General features: G+C 54.4%; 11 protein-coding genes. 4 read left to right on the plus strand and 7 right to left on the minus strand.

The window, feature by feature from the left end; translation table 11 throughout:
* Window positions 1–273: 273 nt before the first annotated feature.
* Together GGR27_RS05205 and GGR27_RS05210 are read left to right on the plus strand one after the other, a co-directional pair.
* Entirely contained in the window at window positions 274–1,137 is an 864-nt protein-coding gene (locus tag GGR27_RS05205) for a flavin reductase family protein (protein WP_168036311.1), read from the plus strand.
* A 65-nt stretch (window positions 1,138–1,202) separates the two neighbouring features.
* Window positions 1,203–2,525 (plus strand): ChaN family lipoprotein, encoded by a 1,323-nt coding sequence (locus GGR27_RS05210; protein ID WP_168036312.1) that lies wholly within the window; start codon window positions 1,203–1,205, stop codon window positions 2,523–2,525.
* A 48-nt stretch (window positions 2,526–2,573) separates the two neighbouring features.
* On the opposite strand, the gene GGR27_RS05215 is transcribed toward GGR27_RS05210, so the two are convergent.
* From GGR27_RS05215 to GGR27_RS05225, 3 genes are all read right to left on the minus strand, one after another.
* Window positions 2,574–3,629 (minus strand): MBL fold metallo-hydrolase, encoded by a 1,056-nt coding sequence (locus tag GGR27_RS05215; RefSeq protein WP_168036313.1) that lies wholly within the window; start codon window positions 3,627–3,629, stop codon window positions 2,574–2,576.
* Between the two features lie 135 nt (window positions 3,630–3,764).
* Window positions 3,765–4,121 (minus strand): MmcQ/YjbR family DNA-binding protein, encoded by a 357-nt coding sequence (locus tag GGR27_RS05220; protein WP_168036314.1) that lies wholly within the window; start codon window positions 4,119–4,121, stop codon window positions 3,765–3,767.
* Between the two features lie 3 nt (window positions 4,122–4,124).
* The gene (locus GGR27_RS05225) at window positions 4,125–4,487 is read right to left on the minus strand and encodes a hypothetical protein (protein WP_168036315.1); all 363 of its coding nucleotides are present in this window, start codon (window positions 4,485–4,487) and stop codon (window positions 4,125–4,127) included.
* Between the two features lie 180 nt (window positions 4,488–4,667).
* On the opposite strand from GGR27_RS05225, the gene GGR27_RS05230 reads away from it, so the two are divergent.
* Together GGR27_RS05230 and GGR27_RS05235 are read left to right on the plus strand one after the other, a co-directional pair.
* Window positions 4,668–5,963, plus strand: a complete 1,296-nt coding sequence (locus tag GGR27_RS05230; protein WP_168036316.1) for a metal-dependent hydrolase family protein — start codon at window positions 4,668–4,670, stop codon at window positions 5,961–5,963.
* A 10-nt stretch (window positions 5,964–5,973) separates the two neighbouring features.
* Window positions 5,974–6,993 carry a hypothetical protein gene (locus GGR27_RS05235; RefSeq protein WP_168036317.1) on the plus strand — a complete coding sequence of 340 codons (1,020 nt, stop codon included), beginning with the start codon at window positions 5,974–5,976 and terminating at the stop codon, window positions 6,991–6,993.
* Window positions 6,994–7,172: 179 nt separating this feature from the next.
* On the opposite strand, the gene GGR27_RS05240 is transcribed toward GGR27_RS05235, so the two are convergent.
* From GGR27_RS05240 to GGR27_RS05255, 4 genes are all read right to left on the minus strand, one after another.
* Window positions 7,173–7,805 carry a DUF4294 domain-containing protein gene (locus GGR27_RS05240; RefSeq protein WP_168036318.1) on the minus strand — a complete coding sequence of 211 codons (633 nt, stop codon included), beginning with the start codon at window positions 7,803–7,805 and terminating at the stop codon, window positions 7,173–7,175.
* A 159-nt stretch (window positions 7,806–7,964) separates the two neighbouring features.
* Window positions 7,965–14,780: a T9SS type B sorting domain-containing protein gene (locus GGR27_RS05245; RefSeq protein ID WP_168036319.1), complete on the minus strand. Its 6,816-nt coding sequence runs from the start codon at window positions 14,778–14,780 to the stop codon at window positions 7,965–7,967.
* A 560-nt stretch (window positions 14,781–15,340) separates the two neighbouring features.
* Entirely contained in the window at window positions 15,341–17,002 is a 1,662-nt protein-coding gene (locus tag GGR27_RS05250) for a CotH kinase family protein (RefSeq protein WP_168036320.1), read from the minus strand.
* 83 nt (window positions 17,003–17,085) lie between these two features.
* Window positions 17,086–17,511, minus strand: coding sequence for a hypothetical protein (locus GGR27_RS05255; RefSeq protein ID WP_168036321.1), 426 nt, complete (start codon window positions 17,509–17,511; stop codon window positions 17,086–17,088).
* Window positions 17,512–17,758: the final 247 nt, after the last annotated feature.

The following is a 17,758-nucleotide window of genomic DNA, read 5'->3' on the forward strand; positions in this document are numbered from 1 at the left end:
AAAGCACACAAGAAGTACCCAGAGCAGTCTAACTAGAACAATCAACCAAGTCACACTACTTTGTGATTCCGTTTTTTTGTGACTCACAAAAGCAAATTAAGTACTTGGACAATATCGAACAGACATCTTGTAACCCTCTCCCCCCGGGCTTACGACGGGGTCGACGCGTCCAAAGGCAGAGGGGAGATCAGGCAGCTCGCTGCGCCCGTCAAAATGTTACAATAATATTGTCCGATTACTTACAGTATTTAATTAAATACATAATTATTAATTATGACCATTAAAACCAGCGAAGCAACCGCCGGAGAATTATACCGAATCTTATCCACGGCGGTAGCGCCCCGGCCCATTTGTTTCGCAAGCACGATCAGTGCGGCGGGGCAGGTTAATCTCAGTCCGTATAGCTTCTTTAATGTCGTTAGCATAAATCCACCAATTCTCGGTTTTTCCGTGACGCGGCGGGGCTCGGATAATTCTTCAAAGGATACGTTGAATAATGTTTTGGAGGTGCCGGAGGTGGTGATCAACATTGTCGAGCATAGTTACGTCGAGCAGATGTCGCTGGCCAGCACGCAGTACGCGCCGGGCGTAAATGAGTTTGAGAAGGTGGCGCTGACGCAGGTGCCGAGTGATGGGGTGAAGCCGCCGCGCGTGGGGGAAGCCGCGATCAGTTTTGAATGTGCCGTGGACCAAGTGATTGCGCTGGGGGACGGGCCGATTGCGGGTAATCTCGTGCTGGCGCGCGTAACCGCTACTCATCTGGCCGATCGCGTACTGGGCGCTGACGGGAAAGTAGACAGCGAATTACTCGACCTCGTCGGGCGGATGGGCGGTAACCACTACGTGCGCGCGACGGAGGAAGCTAAGTTTTTGGTGGCAAAGCCCGGCGGCCCAGTGGGTATTGGGGTGGACGGCCTGCCGGATACGGTGCGAAATAATCCTCACCTAAGCGGTAATGACCTCGGCCGACTGGGCGGCGTGAAACAGTTACCAACCAAGGAAGAGATTACGACCATGCGGGAAGACCCGCGAATGCAGTACGCACTGATGGACGGGGAGGAAGCCGTAGTGGAGTTAGCCCAAAAGCTCCTAAGTGACGGTGAGGCGGAAGCCGCTTTTCGGGTCCTGCTAGCTTAGCTCGGTAGAAATCTTATATTCGTATTTCCTTTGCACCCGCGACCGCGCACTAAGACAAACACTACATGAAATATTTACTTCTTCCCTTATGTCTGTTACTCACCTTTTGCGCGGACAATCCACCGGAAGAAGAACGATCTTTTCGCCAGCCCAGCGCACTCGACACAATCGGTACCGAAGCATTGAAAATGAGCGGGCCAGTACAGCCCCTACTTCCGTTAGACAGCATTAACGCACGCGAGGGGCGGGGAGAATTACGCTCCAGCTGGGCAAATAACGAGCGGACGAGAATCGGGCAGTTCAAAACTGTCTGGGGAACCAGTGACCTCGAACTGGAGTGGGGACTGGACAGCCTGGATGTCAAAGCAGTAAACGATCTGGAGAACTATAAACTAGTCGACGCCACCGAAGCAATTTTGGAACGAGCGGCCGATCATCAAGTCATCATTTTCGCCGAAAACCACAACCGGCCCCAGCACCGCGTTTTTACCGCCTGCCTACTGGAAGAACTGTACAATAGAGGGTACCGCCATCTGGGTCTGGAGGGGGTGATAGCCGGATGGAAAAACCCAACGGGCGGCCTGATGGATACTGCGCTCCAGCAACGCGGTTATCCCATCACCTACCGAATATCTAACATCTTTCCACTGGAACCCGAGTTCGCTAACCTGATTCGCGAAGCCACCGATCTCGGTTTCCAACTCTTCGGTTACGACAGCAACGATAGTTCCGACAGCGAACGCGACGTACAAATGGCGGAGCACGTGATCAACTACCAAAAAGCACATCCCGGAGAAAAGATCATCCTCCACGGCGGCTGGTACCACGCCGTTGAAACCGATCAGCCTAAAGGCCCGGATAGCGACGCACGCTGGATGGCTTATCACTACAAAACCCTCACCGGCGACGATCCGCTTACGGTGTACCAGGATGCGCTGAATGAGAAAGTAGCGGAACAACAGACGTCCAGCCCTTACTACGACCAATTAGTCAAGACTCGTGAACTGGCTGACCTGCCGATGGTGTTAGTCGACGACGAGGGCGCTTTCTACAGAGGCCCCAACGACGATATGCCCTTCGACATTATTACCGTGCAGGCTCCACTCGATACGCGCGACGGCTACGGTGCTTGGCAAAACTGGGCCTGCGGCTCCTGCACGTACGGGTCGGTAAACCTGAAAGAGATCATCGCGCAGCGGCAGGTCACCTACCCGATGATGGTAGAATTACGCAGATACTACGAGCACGAAATGGCAACACCGGTTTATGCGGTGGAGCTGAGAGACGCTAATTTCGATTTCCCCGCCGCTGACGTCTGCACGGGTCGCTACCAAGTGACCTTACGGAGTAGCGGCGCGCCGGGCGAAAGTTTTGCAGTAGAAATTTGAGTAGCAATAATGTGCTCGTTCCCGGTGGGTCAGTCAATTTTGCGATGATCAACCCGGCCGCTCGCCCCGGAAAGGCAGGTTAATCGTTTCTCCGATCAACCGCTCCCCCATTCCGTTTTCTTCCACCAACCGCCGCGCCCAGCGGATCGGCTCCCCCGCCGGCTCGTTACTCAGGTCGTAGGTCCCGTAATGCATCGGCCACCAGAGCCGCGCGCCGAGGTCTTTAAATCCTTGAAAAGCTTCCGCCGGGTTGGCGTGGTTTTCTTCCATCATGTAGTCCGGCGCGTAGGCACCGATGCCGAGCATGGCCACGTCGATGTTGGGGTAAAGCGTGCCGATTTCCTTCCAGTAAGCGGTTTTTGCGGAATCACCACCAAAATAGATGGTGTTTAACCCATTCCCGGCCGGTTCACCGATCCGCTCGATCATGAAGCTGCCCCAGAGGACTTGGTTAAAATCCAGCAAACCCCGGCGGCACCAGTGGCGGCTGGGTAAATAGGTAATCCGTACTCCCGTACGTTCCGTTCCGAATATCTGGTACCAGGCGGCTTCTTCGATGACGGTTGCGGGGCCTCCCCGCTGCTTATCCGCTGTATCTACCCACCCCTGAATCACGTTCGTTAGTCCGAGCGGGCAAAGAATTTTCGTGACGGTGGTGCTGGACAGGAAGCGTTTGATGGACTTCTCGTCCACGTGGTCGCGGTGATCGTGGCTGAGGAGCAGGAAATCGACGTCGGTAATGTCTTCCGGGCCGAAGGGAGGCGATACGCGGCGGGGCACGAACGGCATGTCGCGCAACTGCGGGTCGATCAGGATCCGTACGCCATTTAACTGAATCAGGAAGCAGGCGTGGCCGAGCCAGACGATCCAGTCTTGGGATTTGTCCGTTAAGTAGGCTGCGTCCGGACTAACGGGCGGCCGAAAATCATCCGCTTTTTTCTCCTGGCGCTGCGGGTTGGGGCTAACGAGCATTCTCAGCAGGTTCGACCACTCGGGGCGGAAGGGGTCCCGTTCGTATTTGAATTCTTGGTCCGCAAAAAGATTGCCTTTACGATCCGCTTTGGCGGCGATGAACGGGAGGCTGGGGTTCTTGAGGTACTGCATCACAAAGCCCCAACGCCCAACGTGGCGTTTCGTTATTATCTCGCGGAATAAGAATTTGATGTCAACGTACTACCAATATTTTACGTGAGGTCGACGCACCTACCTTCCCCCTTCCGTCATGAGCCCGGAGACAACCTACAAGCCAAATTCTTCCCTGGCCTTTCGCGTCAAGCTTCCCACCACCAGGTCGTAGCTGTGGTCGACTAGCTCGAAAACCAACGATTCGCGCAGGTCGCCCTCGTCGATGTACAGCGTATTCCAGTGCCGCTTATTCATGTGCCAGCCCGGCCGGATCGCAGTGTGATGTTCGCGGAGTTGCGATGCGCGGTCGGGGTCACACTTAAGGTTGACGCGGAGGTCGGGATCCTCGAGGCCGGTGACCGCAAACATTTTGCCGGCTACCTTAAAAACCAAGCTGGTGGGTCCGAAGGGTAAACTTTCGGTGGCGGCTGGTTTGGCGAGTAGGTAATCCCGTAGGGTGTCGATCGTCATCAATTAGGTGATTGCGATAACCGTCGGGTGCCCATCCGCGAGGCTCGGACGGTAGAGATAGGCACCTACGTAGAGTATAGTGTTGAGCACCATTGCCGGCAGGGGAAACTCGCCTTCGATCAACCAGGCGGCACAAATTGCGCCCCCAAAATAGCTCGCGCCCAGGATGACACCCAACATCCGTGTCTTCGGGATGGCCAGCGCGATCACAATGGCAAATTCAGTGGCGGCCAGGATGTAAGGGACGTTGGCGTTACCGAACGATTCGCCCATCTCGGCGGCACCGATGATTTTGAATATTCCCGACCCTATTAGGGCGAGCCCGACCAGGCCCAAGAGGATTAACCCGATTTTTTGCTTGCTCATAAACCTGTATTTTTCACCGCGACAAACGCACCCATAAATAACGGATGGATAAATCTACGCCGTTTAAACCCACCCGTACGATCTAATTTCTGTAGACAAAACAATTAAATAATAGTTGCACTCGCAATTACTTCTAGCAAAATTCTCTCTGCCGTCACCCCGAAACAGTATATTCACGGTATGAAAATCGGCACCACCCTCCTTACCCTGCTCTTCTCCCTTTGCCTGGCTACCGCCCCGGTAGCTATCGGGGCGCAAGAAGGGCTTACTTTTCTACACTGCGGAACTATCCTCGATGGGGCCGGTGCTACGATGAGAGAAATGACGATCGTCGTGGATAATGATAAAATACTGCGTATTGAGAAGGGGTATCTGGGCGCGGACGCAGGTGCGGAGGTAGTGGACTTAAAGCAAAGCACCGTCCTGCCCGGCCTCATCGACCTGCACGTGCACGTCGAAGGCCAGTCCAGCCCCGGCAGCTACCTCGAACGCTACACGATGGACCCCGCCGACGTGGCCCTACGCGCAACCCTTTACTGCCGACGAACCCTCGAAGCCGGCTTTACGACCGTCCGCGACCTCGGCGGCACGGGCGTAAACGTCTCCCTGCGCAACGCCATCAACAACGGTACCATTACCGGGCCCAGAATCTACACCGCCGAAAAATCCATCGCCAGCACCGGTGGCCACGCCGACCCCAGCAACGGCCGTAGCCGCGAACTCGAATTCGACGCAGGGCCCAACGCCGGCGTCATCAACAACGCCGACGAGGCCTGGAAAGCCGTCCGTACCCGCTACAAAAACGGCGCGGATTGCATCAAAATCACCGCAACCGGCGGCGTACTTAGCGTGGCCAAGGATGGGCAGGGGCCACAATTCCGCACGGAGGAGATCGCCGCCATCGTCGCCGCCGCCAAGGACTACGGGATGCATACCGCCGCCCACGCCCACGGCAAGGAGGGGATGGAACGCGCCATCCGGGGCGGCATCACGACCATTGAGCACGGCACGTACATGGACGCCGAGACGATGGACCTTATGATCGAGCACGGTACCATCTACGTCCCTACCCTACTGGCCGGTGCGTTCGTGGCCGAGAAAGCGGAAATCCCGGGTTATTTTCCTGCGGTCATCGTTCCGAAAGCCCGCGCCATCGGCCCGGCACTCATCTCTACTTTCGGCGAAGCTTACCGGCACGGCGTCAAGATTGCCTTCGGGACGGACAGCGGCGTGAGCGCCCACGGGGAAAATGCCAAAGAATTCGCGTTGATGGTGCAAGCGGGCATGAAACCAATGGAAGCGATTATGGCCGCTACTTCGGTGGCCGCCGGCGTACTGGGCCGCGGGGAGGACCTTGGCCAGATCAAGACTGGCTACGTTGCCGACCTGGTTGCCGTGGCGGGCAACCCTCTGGAGAACGTGCGCCTGTTGGAGTCCGTCAATTTTGTGATGAAAGAAGGCGTCCGCGTCAAATGAATTAAGGTGCATGGAATTTCAGCGACGCTACTTCGAAAAATTACTTGACCAGCACACCTCCAAACTGGAGATGGTGCAACAGATTACCCAAGTTCTCAACCTGAGTAAGGACGCGGTGTACCGCCGCTTACGGGGGGCGACTTCCCTGACGGCGGACGAGATGTTCCGCCTCCAACAGCACTACCGGTTTAATGATACACCAGGTGACCACACGCTGGGGAGCAACGCTGCGCGCGCCGGTACGTTCCAGTTCAGTTTTGGCGAGCGGCAGATCAAGTCGCCGGACGACTACATCGAGCAGCTGGAAGGACGGCTGCGGCAAGTCAGGGAGTTAGCTGGCTTGCGGTTACTCATCGCGAGCCCAGGAATACCATTCTTTCACGAGATGATTTTTCCCCGGCTTTTTGCCTTTAAACTGTTCATTTACGGCAGCACGTGCTGGGACATCCCCGGGTGGCGGGATTTACGTTTCCGGCCGGAAATAATCGACCACCAGGTACTGGACAAGGTTTATGAAGTGGGCCGGTTTTCGTACACCGTGCCGGGGCGGGAGCTGTGGACGATGGGAATCCTTAACGCTACGCTCGACCAGATCGAGTTCATGTTGATGTCGGGCCGCCTGGCCGACGATCAGCAGGCCTTTTTACTACTCGACGACGTGGACGATCTGGTCAACCACCTGGAGGCCATGGCCAAAACCGGTCGCAAGTTCTTGCCGGGGGAAGATTCCAGCACCGGTGCTCGTTTCTTGCCAGCCCAGAATGAGTTGGCCAATAACGATAACGTGATCCTCATCGATTCTCAGCACACATCCACTTTTTTCGCTACGTACATCATGCCCAACTTTTTGCAGTCCAGCGACTCGGTCATTTGCGACATGGCGAGGGATTGGTTCAACAACATCGACGAGCTGTCAACGCCCCTCGGTGCCTCGGCGGGCCGCCAGCGACACTGGTACTTCAACCGGCTGCGGCAACAAGTTGCCAATACGCGGGAGCGACTGAGTAGTCAGTCCAGAATTAAATTTTAATTCTCCTTCTAGCCGTCACGTCAAATATTGCAACCAAATCACATACGACGCGTGCTATCTTTGTGGCGCACCAATTACTTGCTACAACAACAATTAGTAAAACAACACGAACGTATTTTTTTCTTTTATTCTGAAACCCTTTGACTTAATCGACGCCGGACTTACCGGCGTCGATTTTTTTATCGCGTTACCCGCGTGCTGTCCGCTACCGTTCCGGGGACGACGTGGCTGACGTCGAAGTCGTCGAGCACCATGTCCAGGATCGGGTCTTCGCCGATGGTGTATTTCTGCTTCAGGTGATGGCCGTAGAGCCCACCGAGGGTGGCCCAGTAGCGAGCCGTCATGCCGCCGCGCAGCCCTTTAATCAGGTCGTAGATCGGCACGTCGATCTCGTTTTCGATCATGGCGATGAGGACTTTGCCCTGGGTCTTAGACATCTTTTTCAGCGGTCCTTCAAACTTCTCCTCCAGCTCTTTCTGCAATTTTTTATTGTAGCGCTTCCGTTCGCGCCTGTTCATGTTCTGGGTCATGTACTCCGTCTCCCGAAAGATCCGGATCGCGTCGACCGCGTATGGGTAAGCGCGGCGGGCGTAGATGCGGTAGCGCCGGTACTGCTTGTAATCTTCCTTCGATTCGAACGCATCCGGGGAGGTAACGGACATGTCCGCCAGTTGCGCCACGATCAGCGTGTCCCCACAATCATCAATGACGTAAGGGTAGTATTTTCCGTCCACCCTGGTATAGCCAGCCGTTTGGGCGCGGACGCAGGTGCAGAAAAATGACAGCAGGAGCAAAGCGAAGAGGGTACGCATATTTTGGGTACTTAGAGGATAGACACGAACCAAAGGTAAACGCCCAACCAAAGAGCTAGGTACTTCTTTAAATGGTTCCGGTGAGTTTTTGGTGGACAAAAGACTGTTAAAGTACCCTTCTGTCCACCAATTGACCGTACGTCAAACTACGCCACTTGCTTAACGGATCAAGTAGACCCGCCCGGCATCCGTCGTTACTTCATCGTCCTGCCAACGAATGGAGAACCGCACGACGTAGTCACCGACGGGGTAATCTCCTCCGTCCCAACCGATGGTCTGAACCTCCTCGCCCGGCTCCGCCTCGAACACCAAGCCACCCCACCGGTCGTAGATTTGGAGCGATTCCAGGGCTCCCCTCCGGGTACCATTGTAAACGGTCAGCACGTCATTGATGCCGTCGCCGTTCGGGCTAAACGCATTGGGTAGGAAGGATTTACGCTCAATGAATACATTGACCATCGTCGAATCGCTGGCCGTGCAGCCATTTTCGTCCGTCATCACGACTCCAGCCATGTTATTTACTTCCGGGCGTAGCTCCATGATGGGGCAGTCCAGACAGTTTACCACGGCTAGCGTATCGGCCGTCCAGAACAAGTACTTGTACTCGCCGGTGCCGCCGGTGCCTTTCGTGGGTATGGTCGTCCATTCTCCGATGGGGGTTGCGAACAACCTTTGGGTCAGGTTAGGGGCGAGTACATCTGGTTCACTGATTTTAACCGTGCTCTGCGCACCGAGTATTTCATTCGGAGCTTCACCGTAGTAGAGCCGCACTTCGTAGTCTCCCGCCGGGAGGTCCGTGAGCAAGCTATCCGTCGTGAAGGGAAGTCCGTTACAAGTGGCCTTGGTGAACGTGCCATCCTGCGTAATATTTAGGGTTCCGTCGCTCATACCGAAGCAACTCAAGTCGGTATAGTCAAGTAGTAAGGTGAGATCGGGAATCGCAATGATGTTGATTTGGTAAACCCGCACGGCGGGGCAGCCGGCGTCATTCACGAACTCTTCGTTGATGGTCGTATCCCTTTCAACTATCAAATCACGCCCGTCGAGGGTAATCGCCAGCGGTCCGTAATTATTGACTGGAATAATCGTACGAATTAGCGCCTCGCTCTGGGTCAAGTTTACCAAACGGGTTTCCACGCAACCGCTAGGGTAAGTAATTTGGAGCTCGAAAGTCCCCACGTCGAGGCCCGTGACATTTTCACCAAACCCGATACGTCGCCCGTCAAGCGTCAGGATGGCGCCAGACGTCCGGGCTACCCCCGTTACTTGAATACCGCCGGAGTTCGGTACGCCACAATCTACCGAGTCGAGTACGATGGCGGCAATTGCCCTTGGGTTATCCGCCAGACTAGCCGTGTAATCGACTAAACTGTCACACTGGCCCGGCCGGACGTACCGCTCGGTGAATTGGGTATCCCGGTTAATCTGATAGTATTGCTGATCGGTCAGGAAAGGCCCCGGTGCGCAGAGGTTCACCGCCACCTGGACTACGGGAGTTACCGTTACGGTATACGTCTGGACGCTGTCGCAGCCGACGGCGGAGACCAGGGTCTCGGAGAAGACCGTGTCCTGCGTAATGAAATAACTGCGGTCGTTCGGCCGGTACGAACCCGGTTCACAGAGATTAGCCGAAGACTGCCCCGTGATGGGAGCGGTTACGGTAACGCGGTAGGTTAATACGCTGTCGCAACCGTTTGCCGCTTGGTAAGTCTCCGTAAAGCTGGTATCCTGGGTAATGTAGTAACTAAGCGAATTCGGTTGGTAGGCTCCCGGCTCGCAAAGATTCTGGGGAGGCAGGGCTATTTCTATGCGGCCAATGGTAACGAAGTAAGTGTGGACGCTATCGCAAGAATTAGCCAGGGTGTAAGTCTCCGTAAAGCTCGTATCCTGCGTGATGTAATAATCGTCCTGGTCCGTACTGAAATTACTTGCTTCGCACAGTAATGGGGAAGACTGCACCATTCGGAAACCACCGACGGTGATGTTGTAAGTTTGGATGCTATCACAACCACTCGGCAACAAGTAAGTCTCCTTGAAGCTGGTGTCCTGCGTGATGAAGTAACTGTCTTGATCCGTGACGTATAGTTCTGGCTGACAGAGGTTTTGCCTGGTCTTTTCTTGCTTAAGTCCACCGACGGTGACGACGTAAGTATGGGTACTATCACAACCATTCGCTAGCGGATAGATCACCGTCAGGCTCGTATCCTGCGTAATGTAATAATCCTGCTGGTTAACCGCGTACACGCCCGGTTGGCAAAGATTTTCGGAAGACTGGTCCGCCACTGGCCCACTGACGGTTACCCGGTAGGTGAGGACACTGTCACAACCATTCGCCGCTTGGTAAGTCTCGGTAAAAATGGTATCCTGCGTAATGTAGTAACTCCGCTCGTTCGGCTCAAATAATCCCGGCTCACAAAGATTCTCGGGGGGAAGCGCCACGGCGATACTACCAATGGTGACGACGTAAGTATGCACGCTATCACAGGAATTAGCCAGGGTGTACGTCTCCGTAAAGCTGGTATCCTGCGTAATGTAGTAAGCATCCTGGTCCGTGACAAAACTGCTGGCTTCGCAAAGCAACTGCTCGGAAGTGATCATTCTAAACCCGCCAACGGTGATGTTGTACGTATGGATGCTATCGCAACTATTGACCAGGGAATAGACCTCCGTGAAACTCGTATCCTGCGTGATGTAGTAGGTTGCTTGGTCCGTTACGAATGACTCTGGTTGGCAGAGGTTTTGTCCGGACTCTTCCAGCTTGAGTCCGCCCACGGTAACTACGTAGGTGTGGGTACTGTCGCACCCGTTCGCCAACGAATAGATTATCGCAAAGCTCGTATCCTGCGTAATGAAGTAATCGCGCTGGTCGACCGTATAGACGCCCGGTTGGCAGAGGTTTTCGGAAGTCTCGTCCGCTACCGGGCCGCTGACGGTCACGCGGTAGGTCAGCACACTATCACAACCGTTCGCCGCTTGGTAAGTCTCCGTGAAGCTAGTATCCTGCGTAATGTAGTAGCTCCGCTCGTTCGGTTCGAAGGTTCCCGGCTCACAGAGATTCTCGGGGGGAAGTGCTACTTCAACGCGGCCGATGGTGACTACGTAAGTGTGTACACTATCGCAGGAGTTAGCCAGGGTATAAGTCTCAACGAAGCTCGTGTCCTGCGTGATGAAGTAAGTACCCTGGTCCGTAACGAAATCACTTGCTTCACACAGTAGATTTTCGGAAGTTATCTCTCTGTACCCCCCAACGGTGATGTTGTGCGTATGAATGCTGTCACAGCCACTGGGCAACGAGTACACCTCCGTAAAGCTCGTATCCTGGGTGATGTAGTAGGATTCCTGGCCCGTAACGAATAATTCCGGTTGGCAAAGGTTTTCCGTCGACTCTTTCACCCGGAGGCCACCGACGGTCACGAAGTAAGTATGAATACTGTCACAGCCATCGGCTAAGATGTACACTTCCGTTACGCTGGTGTCCTGCGTAATGTAGTAATCACGCGCGTCAATCGTGAACGGTCCCGGCTCACAGAGATTATCCGTGGACTGCCTGACGACCCGTCCGCTCACGGTTACGGTATGAAACTGCACGCTATCACAGCCGTTGGCCGCCACGTAAGTTTCGGTAAAGCTAGTGTCCTGCGTAATGAAGTAACTCAGCTCGTTCGGTTCGAATGGCCCGGGCTCGCAGAGATTTATGGGTGGTAAGGTCACTTCAACGCGGCCAATGGTGACCAGGTAGGTATGCACACTATCGCAGGAGTTAGCCAGGGTATAAGTCTCCGTAAAGCTCGTGTCCTGCGTAATAAAGTAAGTACCCTGGTCGGTAATGAAATCACTTGCTTCGCACAGTAGCTCTTCGGATGCTATCGCTCTGAATCCCCCGACAGTGACGTTGTGCGTGTGTATGCTATCGCAGCCACTGGGCAATGGATATACCTCCGTGAAGCTCGTATCCTGCGTAATGTAGTAGGACCCCTGGTCCGTAACGAATACTTCCGGTTGGCAAAGGTTGTCCGTTGACTGTTGAATCCGGAGGCCACCGACGGTTACGAAGTAGGTATGGATGCTATCACAACCGTTGGGTAGGAGGTAAACTTCCGTGATGCTGGTATCCTGCGTAACGTAGTAATCGCGCGCATCAACCGCGTACTGCCCCGGTTCGCAGAGGTTATCCGTAGTCTGCTTGACGACGCGCCCACCGACGGTTACGTTATGAATCAACACACTATCGCAGCCATTAGCCGCTTGGTACGTCTCCGTGAAACTGGTATCCTGCGTAATGTAGTAGCTGCGCTCGTTCGGTGTGTACGTCTGCGGTTCGCAAAGATTTTTGGCGGGTTGTACCTCTTCGACGTAACCGATGGTAATCACGTAGGTATGGACGCTGTCGCAGGTGCTGGCTAATACGTAAGTCTCTACGAAGCTGGTATCCTGCGTAACGTAGTAGCGGCCCTGGTCGGTAACGAAACTACTCGCCTCACACAATAGCGTTTCGGATTGTACCGACCTGAAGCCACCGACGGTAATATTGTAGGTGTGGATACTGTCACAACCGCCCTCGATCGGATATACTTCCTTGAAACTCGTATCCTGCGTGATGAAGTAGGGGCCCTGGTCCGTCACGTACAATTCTGGCTGGCAGAGGTTTTCCTTTGAATCCGTTAGTTTAAGGCCACCAACCGTAATGTTATAAGTCTGTACGCTATCGCAACCGTTAGCGGCTACTAAAGTCTCGTCAAAGACCGTATCCTGCGTAATAAAGTAGGTGAGCCCGTTCGGCATAAAATCAGCGGGCTCGCAAAGATTTTGGAAAGTTTGTCCTTCCTCCGCCCCGACGGTCACTACGTAGGTTTGCAAGCTGTCACAACCATTTGCCGCTACGTAAGTCTCGGAAAAGATCGTATCCTTGGTAATGAAGTAGGTAAGTTGGTCCGACGTATACTCCCCCGGCTCGCAAAGATGATCGGATGACTGCTCCGACTTGAAGCCACCGACGGTAACGAGATAAGTATGAATGCTATCACAGCCGCTGGCAAGTAGGTAAGTCTCCGTGAAGCTGGTATCCTGCGTAATGAAATAGAGATCTTGGTCCGTCAGAAAAAATTCCGGCTGGCACAGTTCGGGTGTTGACTGCACTATTTGTAGTCCGCCAACGGCAACGACGTAGGTTCGCACACTATCACAGCCGTTGGCCGCTTCGTAAGTCTCTGAGAAGCTCGTATCCTGCGTGATGAAGTAGGTGGCCTGATCGGTAGTGTACGATTCGGGCTCGCAGAGTTTGTCGGATAACGGTACTATGATGGGCGCGTTGATGGTTACGTTGTAGGTTTGAATACTGTCACAACCTCTGGTCGTCAGGTAAGCCTCGGTGAAGCTTGTGTCCTGCGTAATGAAGTAATCGCGCTGATTCGTCGAGTAAACTTCCGCTTCGCAGAGTTTAGCGGAAGTCTGCTCCTTCTTTACCCCACCAACGGTTACTACGTAGGTGTGTACGCTGTCGCAGCCGTTGGCCGCCACGTAAGTTTCCGTAAAGCTCGTGTCCTGCGTGATGAAGTAATTCTGCGCAGCCGGCATAAAATTTCTCGGGTCACAAAGATTGTTTAGGCTTTGGCCCACCTCACCACCAACGGTGACCACGTAAGCCAGCACACTATCGCAACCGTTAGCCGCTACGTAGGTCTCCGAAAAGCTGGTGTCCTGCGTGATGAAGTAAACGTCCTGCGCCGTGATAAAATCGCCTGGCTCACAAAGATTCTCGAGTGGCTGCTCCGTATCGAAGCCCCCCACGGTAACGGTATAATTATGGATACTATCGCAGCCGTTGGGCAACGCATAGGTTTCACTAAAAATCGTATCCTGGGTGATAAAATACGCATCCTGGTCCGTCGTGAATACGTCCGGTTCACAGAGGTTATCCAACGTTTTTACCGATCGAAAACCACCAACGGTTACCGTGTAGGTGCTTACGGATTCAACACAGCCGTCGTCCGCCACGTAGGTCTGCGAAATGATGGTATCCTGGGTAATGTAGAAGGTATCGCGGTCCGTCATGAATTCCCCGGGTTCGCACAGATTCTCCCCGAACGAATCTTGCCGGGGCAGCAGGGCCGTAACGTTGTAGGTGTGAAAGCTATCACAGTTATTTGCGGCCAGGAAACGTTGCTTAATGATGGTGTCCTGGGTAATTACGTAGGTTTCGCTTTCGGTAATAAACGTTTGGAATTGACACACGTCATAAAAACTTTCCTCGCTCGGCACGTCCAGCAACACGATGAGAAACACGCGCACGCTATCTCCCCCGTCAGCGGAGAAGAAGGTTTCGCGCACGGTCGTGTCCTGGGTGATGTAGTAAATATCCTGACCAGTGTCGAACGGGCTCGGCCCGCACACGGTTTCTTCGGTTGCTTTAACGACGATGGAAGGCTCAAAAATTTGGTACACCACGGTGCTATCACAGCCGTTCGCGGCCACGTAGAATTCTTTGATCCTCGTATTGCCAAAGATGAAATACGTTCCCTGTTCGGTAGTAAAAGTACTTTCCCGGTAGTTACGGATGACGAGTGAATCCGCTACGTTGGGTAGTACCTGAACCCGGTAAATTTGCGTACTGTCCAGGCCGGCGGCGGTGACGTACGTCTCTTCGATCACCGTGTCCTGAGTGATGTAGTAGGTACCTCCGTCACCAGCGGTGTAATTGCCCGGTCCACACCGCCCATCCTCAATGTCTGCACCCGCGTCCGCGCCCAAAATTGGAGTGACGCCGCCGGTACCGCCCAGGTCACCCAAGCCAATGCTACGCCGTAACCGTGTCGTAGCGGTTGATTTTCCGGCGCGATTACCGGTGTTTCCACCACGCATATTTACCCAGTGATCAGCGGCGGCACCCCACTGCCCGGGGTCGCCTCCCCAGTCGTAAGGGTTAGCGGAGAGAGAGGAGAGAGAAACGAACAGTAACGAGAGGATCCAATACTTCATAAAGCAGACAGAAAGGCGCGGACGTAAAAAGGAGGCCAATCCGGGGTAAGCGGATTAAGCTAACTCGTGGCTACGCGTTGCCTAGTAAATGGATGAGAGAATAAATTTCAAATGAGAGAACGCTAAAAAAAACATGGCTAAAAAAAACCCCGAGGGCTTCTAGCAATATGCGTAAAGATAGTTTAATATGTACGTAGTCTATGTCTCCTGGCCGATATGCTTGGCGGTCGGCCGCTGCGTTTACCCGCGAACGTGCCCTGACTGGGTCACGCGTCTCTTTCTATGAGGCCACCCAGTGCGCCTGATCTTGAGGCGGCAAAAGACGGGTGCCACCCTGAACTCACTCGGTACCGGTAAGCACTAACCAAGTAACTGATGTTACGTAGATTTTTAGACACGAAAGCACAGAAAAGCTCTTTTCAGCTACGCTGAAGCACCTTTCACCCACGCTTTTGTGGTGCTGTGTTTTGCTTCGCGGTACTCCGTACTATGTGGAAAGAGCTAGTTGCTTAAGGTTAGTTGGCAGGTCATTGACAGCTATCACCCCGCCGTGCCCCGGGCTACCTCACTACGAAACTTCTCACCCGGCGCCCGATCTTCAAAAAATATATCCCACTTGCCAGATTACTCACGTCGATCTCGGTGCGACCACGAACCGGTCCGCTAGATAACCGCTGGCCCCACGTGGAATACAGCTCGTAGTCACCTCGGTACACAACCGCGGGAATCACCGTCAGCATCTCCGTAGCCGGGTTAGGAAAAAAGCGGAAGTCCGTGGCGGCGGACTCGGCAGGCATTTCGATTGACGTAGCAAAATCGCACAGTGCCCCATCCAGGTAAGCCAACCGGTCGTCGATCCACCGGTAGGTATAGTCGATGCGACTATCGGAATCGTCCACCGTGCCCGGCCACCGGAGCGCTTCACGGGTCAGTGCGTTGTTGCTCCGTAAGTTATCTAACGCGCTAACGAAACGGGCCTTGATGTTGTCCGCTGAGTAAAGTCCGGCGCGTAGGGTCTCGTACCGCAGGCAAAGTTCGTCGGAAAAGCCATCCGGGTCCTGTTGCAGTAATCGCCAGAAAAGACCGTTGGTGTGGAGGTTGGTGGTTGGGATGCTGTCCAAAAATCTCGGTTGGTTACCAAAAGTCCAGTCGAGGTCCCAGGGAACGAAGAAGTAGGGTTCGTCAGCAGCGTAGCGAGCGGTGTAGACATTGCGGGCGGTGTTGTCCCAACCACCGATCACGTTGATAAAAATCAGGTAGTCAAGTGCATTCTCCCGGTTTATCCGTTGGGAAATTCCCGTCCGGAACGCGTCTTCTTCGGATTCCGATACGAAGCTCCGAAACGCCGCTAGCCCGTCCCAGCTAATGGTATCCCGGGGCTCGGGGTATTTCTGTTCGTACCCTGACCACGAGCGGCTCGTACTACTGGGCGTCGGGGCGGCTCCGGAAAAAAGAGTCCCCGGGGCGGAGAGTACACCCTTAAACAGTTCGCCTCTGATTTCGCCACCCTTTAGTTTTTTTAGCTTAAGCAACTTCCGATCTACTTGCTCACCGAGCATGTGTACACCCTGGTAACGGCCATTGAGGAACGCCTCGACGTGCACGACGTCGGCACCCACGCGCGCCGCTGGTTCCCGGTCACCGTAGTAGGGCGTAGCCTGGTCGAGCCAGAGTTGTCTACTCACTAAAGAGTTCACACGCAGTGGTTCGTTAAATAGGGCGTCCAGCACCCAGTCGTCGTCCCGTCGAAGTTGCCCAAAGCGAACGTCCTCGTCAAACTCAAAGTCCAGGTTCTTTTTGCGGAAGCCCTGGGAAAATGCCCCCCGGTATTCTACTCCACCCCGCAGGTTGAGGTTCCGCCCGTCTTCGCTGTAGGTAACCCGCACCGGCACTTTGGGCTCGTTAACTATCCTACCCTGGCTCACTACGCACAAAAGGGGAAGCCGCGTGAAGTGAAGCTCGTAAGGGATATCCGACGCAGCTACTACGTAACGCTCATCGTAGCGCGGCTCGGTCAACGTTACACTCGTCAAAAAAACGCGCCCGTCCACCCGCACTGAGGAGAACTCCCCAACGGTATCTAAGTCAGCCCGTACTAAGATCATTTTCAGCACGTCATCCACCCCGTACTGCCCGGGGCGGGGCTTAAGTTCCTGGCAGTGGAGCGACCCGGTGGTCAATGGCACCACAAATAGTAGCGCACTGAAGATGAAATAATTCATGTAAGACAGGCTTTTAATGGCCTTCCGGTAACGCTCGAAAGCAGAAATTTGAACGCCCTTATTTTAGCTGCATCCATTCGTGGCTACGGGATGCCTCTGATCTGAAAGGTAGCGCAATCACCGAGCGCGACGATGCCGTCGACCGGGACGGCGTTGAGTGGTGCGCGGGTGGATGGGTCGAATAACTCGGATAGATCATTGGCCACGTCGGCGTCCGACGGGCTGGCGTTGGGGTAGCTCATTACCCGGTAGTGGGATTCGGGGGAAGCACCCAGCGGTTCGGTCAGCGTCAGTTGGCCCGCCCGGCCGGGGGTGAGGCTAGCGGTTCGGGTAAATGTTTCGGTGACCGTACCGCGGACCTGTAACTGATAATAGCGATCCTCCGCGGCACTGACGGTAATCTGGACGCAACCCTCTGGGCCGACGGTGTAGTTCTGGATCGGGGTGCCCTGAGCAGCCACCACGGCCTGCAATAAGAGAAGTATAAAGAAGGAGTGGCGGTAGCGCATCGGTGGGCGGGGATTAGTCCTAAAGTGAAGGTAGTACCCACGTACGCGCCATTTTGTTGGGGCGCGGACGTCCCGATTAAATACGGGACTAACTAACGCGCCGCAGTGCAAGGTTTACCAATGAAAGCGGCGGGCTCGAGATCATGGGTCTTTTACGATGACCTTATACTATAATAATTCAGTAAGTGTTTGATGGTAAAATTTGGGATAGCCTGATAATTATCATCTCACGGAGAGGTTATGATCA

It is taken from the genome of Neolewinella antarctica, assembly GCF_011927835.1.
Taxonomy (GTDB): Bacteria; Bacteroidota; Bacteroidia; order Chitinophagales; family Saprospiraceae; genus Neolewinella; species Neolewinella antarctica.

What these genes read in the sequence shown, in the direction of transcription:
- GGR27_RS05205 (WP_168036311.1), top strand. Translation starts at nt 274, where the DNA reads ATGACCATTAAAACCAGCGAAGCAACCGCCGGAGAATTATACCGAATC.
- GGR27_RS05210 (WP_168036312.1), top strand. Translation starts at nt 1,203, where the DNA reads ATGAAATATTTACTTCTTCCCTTATGTCTGTTACTCACCTTTTGCGCG.
- GGR27_RS05215 (WP_168036313.1), bottom strand. Translation starts at nt 3,629, where the DNA reads ATGCAGTACCTCAAGAACCCCAGCCTCCCGTTCATCGCCGCCAAAGCG.
- GGR27_RS05220 (WP_168036314.1), bottom strand. Translation starts at nt 4,121, where the DNA reads ATGACGATCGACACCCTACGGGATTACCTACTCGCCAAACCAGCCGCC.
- GGR27_RS05225 (WP_168036315.1), bottom strand. Translation starts at nt 4,487, where the DNA reads ATGAGCAAGCAAAAAATCGGGTTAATCCTCTTGGGCCTGGTCGGGCTC.
- GGR27_RS05230 (WP_168036316.1), top strand. Translation starts at nt 4,668, where the DNA reads ATGAAAATCGGCACCACCCTCCTTACCCTGCTCTTCTCCCTTTGCCTG.
- GGR27_RS05235 (WP_168036317.1), top strand. Translation starts at nt 5,974, where the DNA reads ATGGAATTTCAGCGACGCTACTTCGAAAAATTACTTGACCAGCACACC.
- GGR27_RS05240 (WP_168036318.1), bottom strand. Translation starts at nt 7,805, where the DNA reads ATGCGTACCCTCTTCGCTTTGCTCCTGCTGTCATTTTTCTGCACCTGC.
- GGR27_RS05245 (WP_168036319.1), bottom strand. Translation starts at nt 14,780, where the DNA reads ATGAAGTATTGGATCCTCTCGTTACTGTTCGTTTCTCTCTCCTCTCTC.
- GGR27_RS05250 (WP_168036320.1), bottom strand. Translation starts at nt 17,002, where the DNA reads ATGAATTATTTCATCTTCAGTGCGCTACTATTTGTGGTGCCATTGACC.
- GGR27_RS05255 (WP_168036321.1), bottom strand. Translation starts at nt 17,511, where the DNA reads ATGCGCTACCGCCACTCCTTCTTTATACTTCTCTTATTGCAGGCCGTG.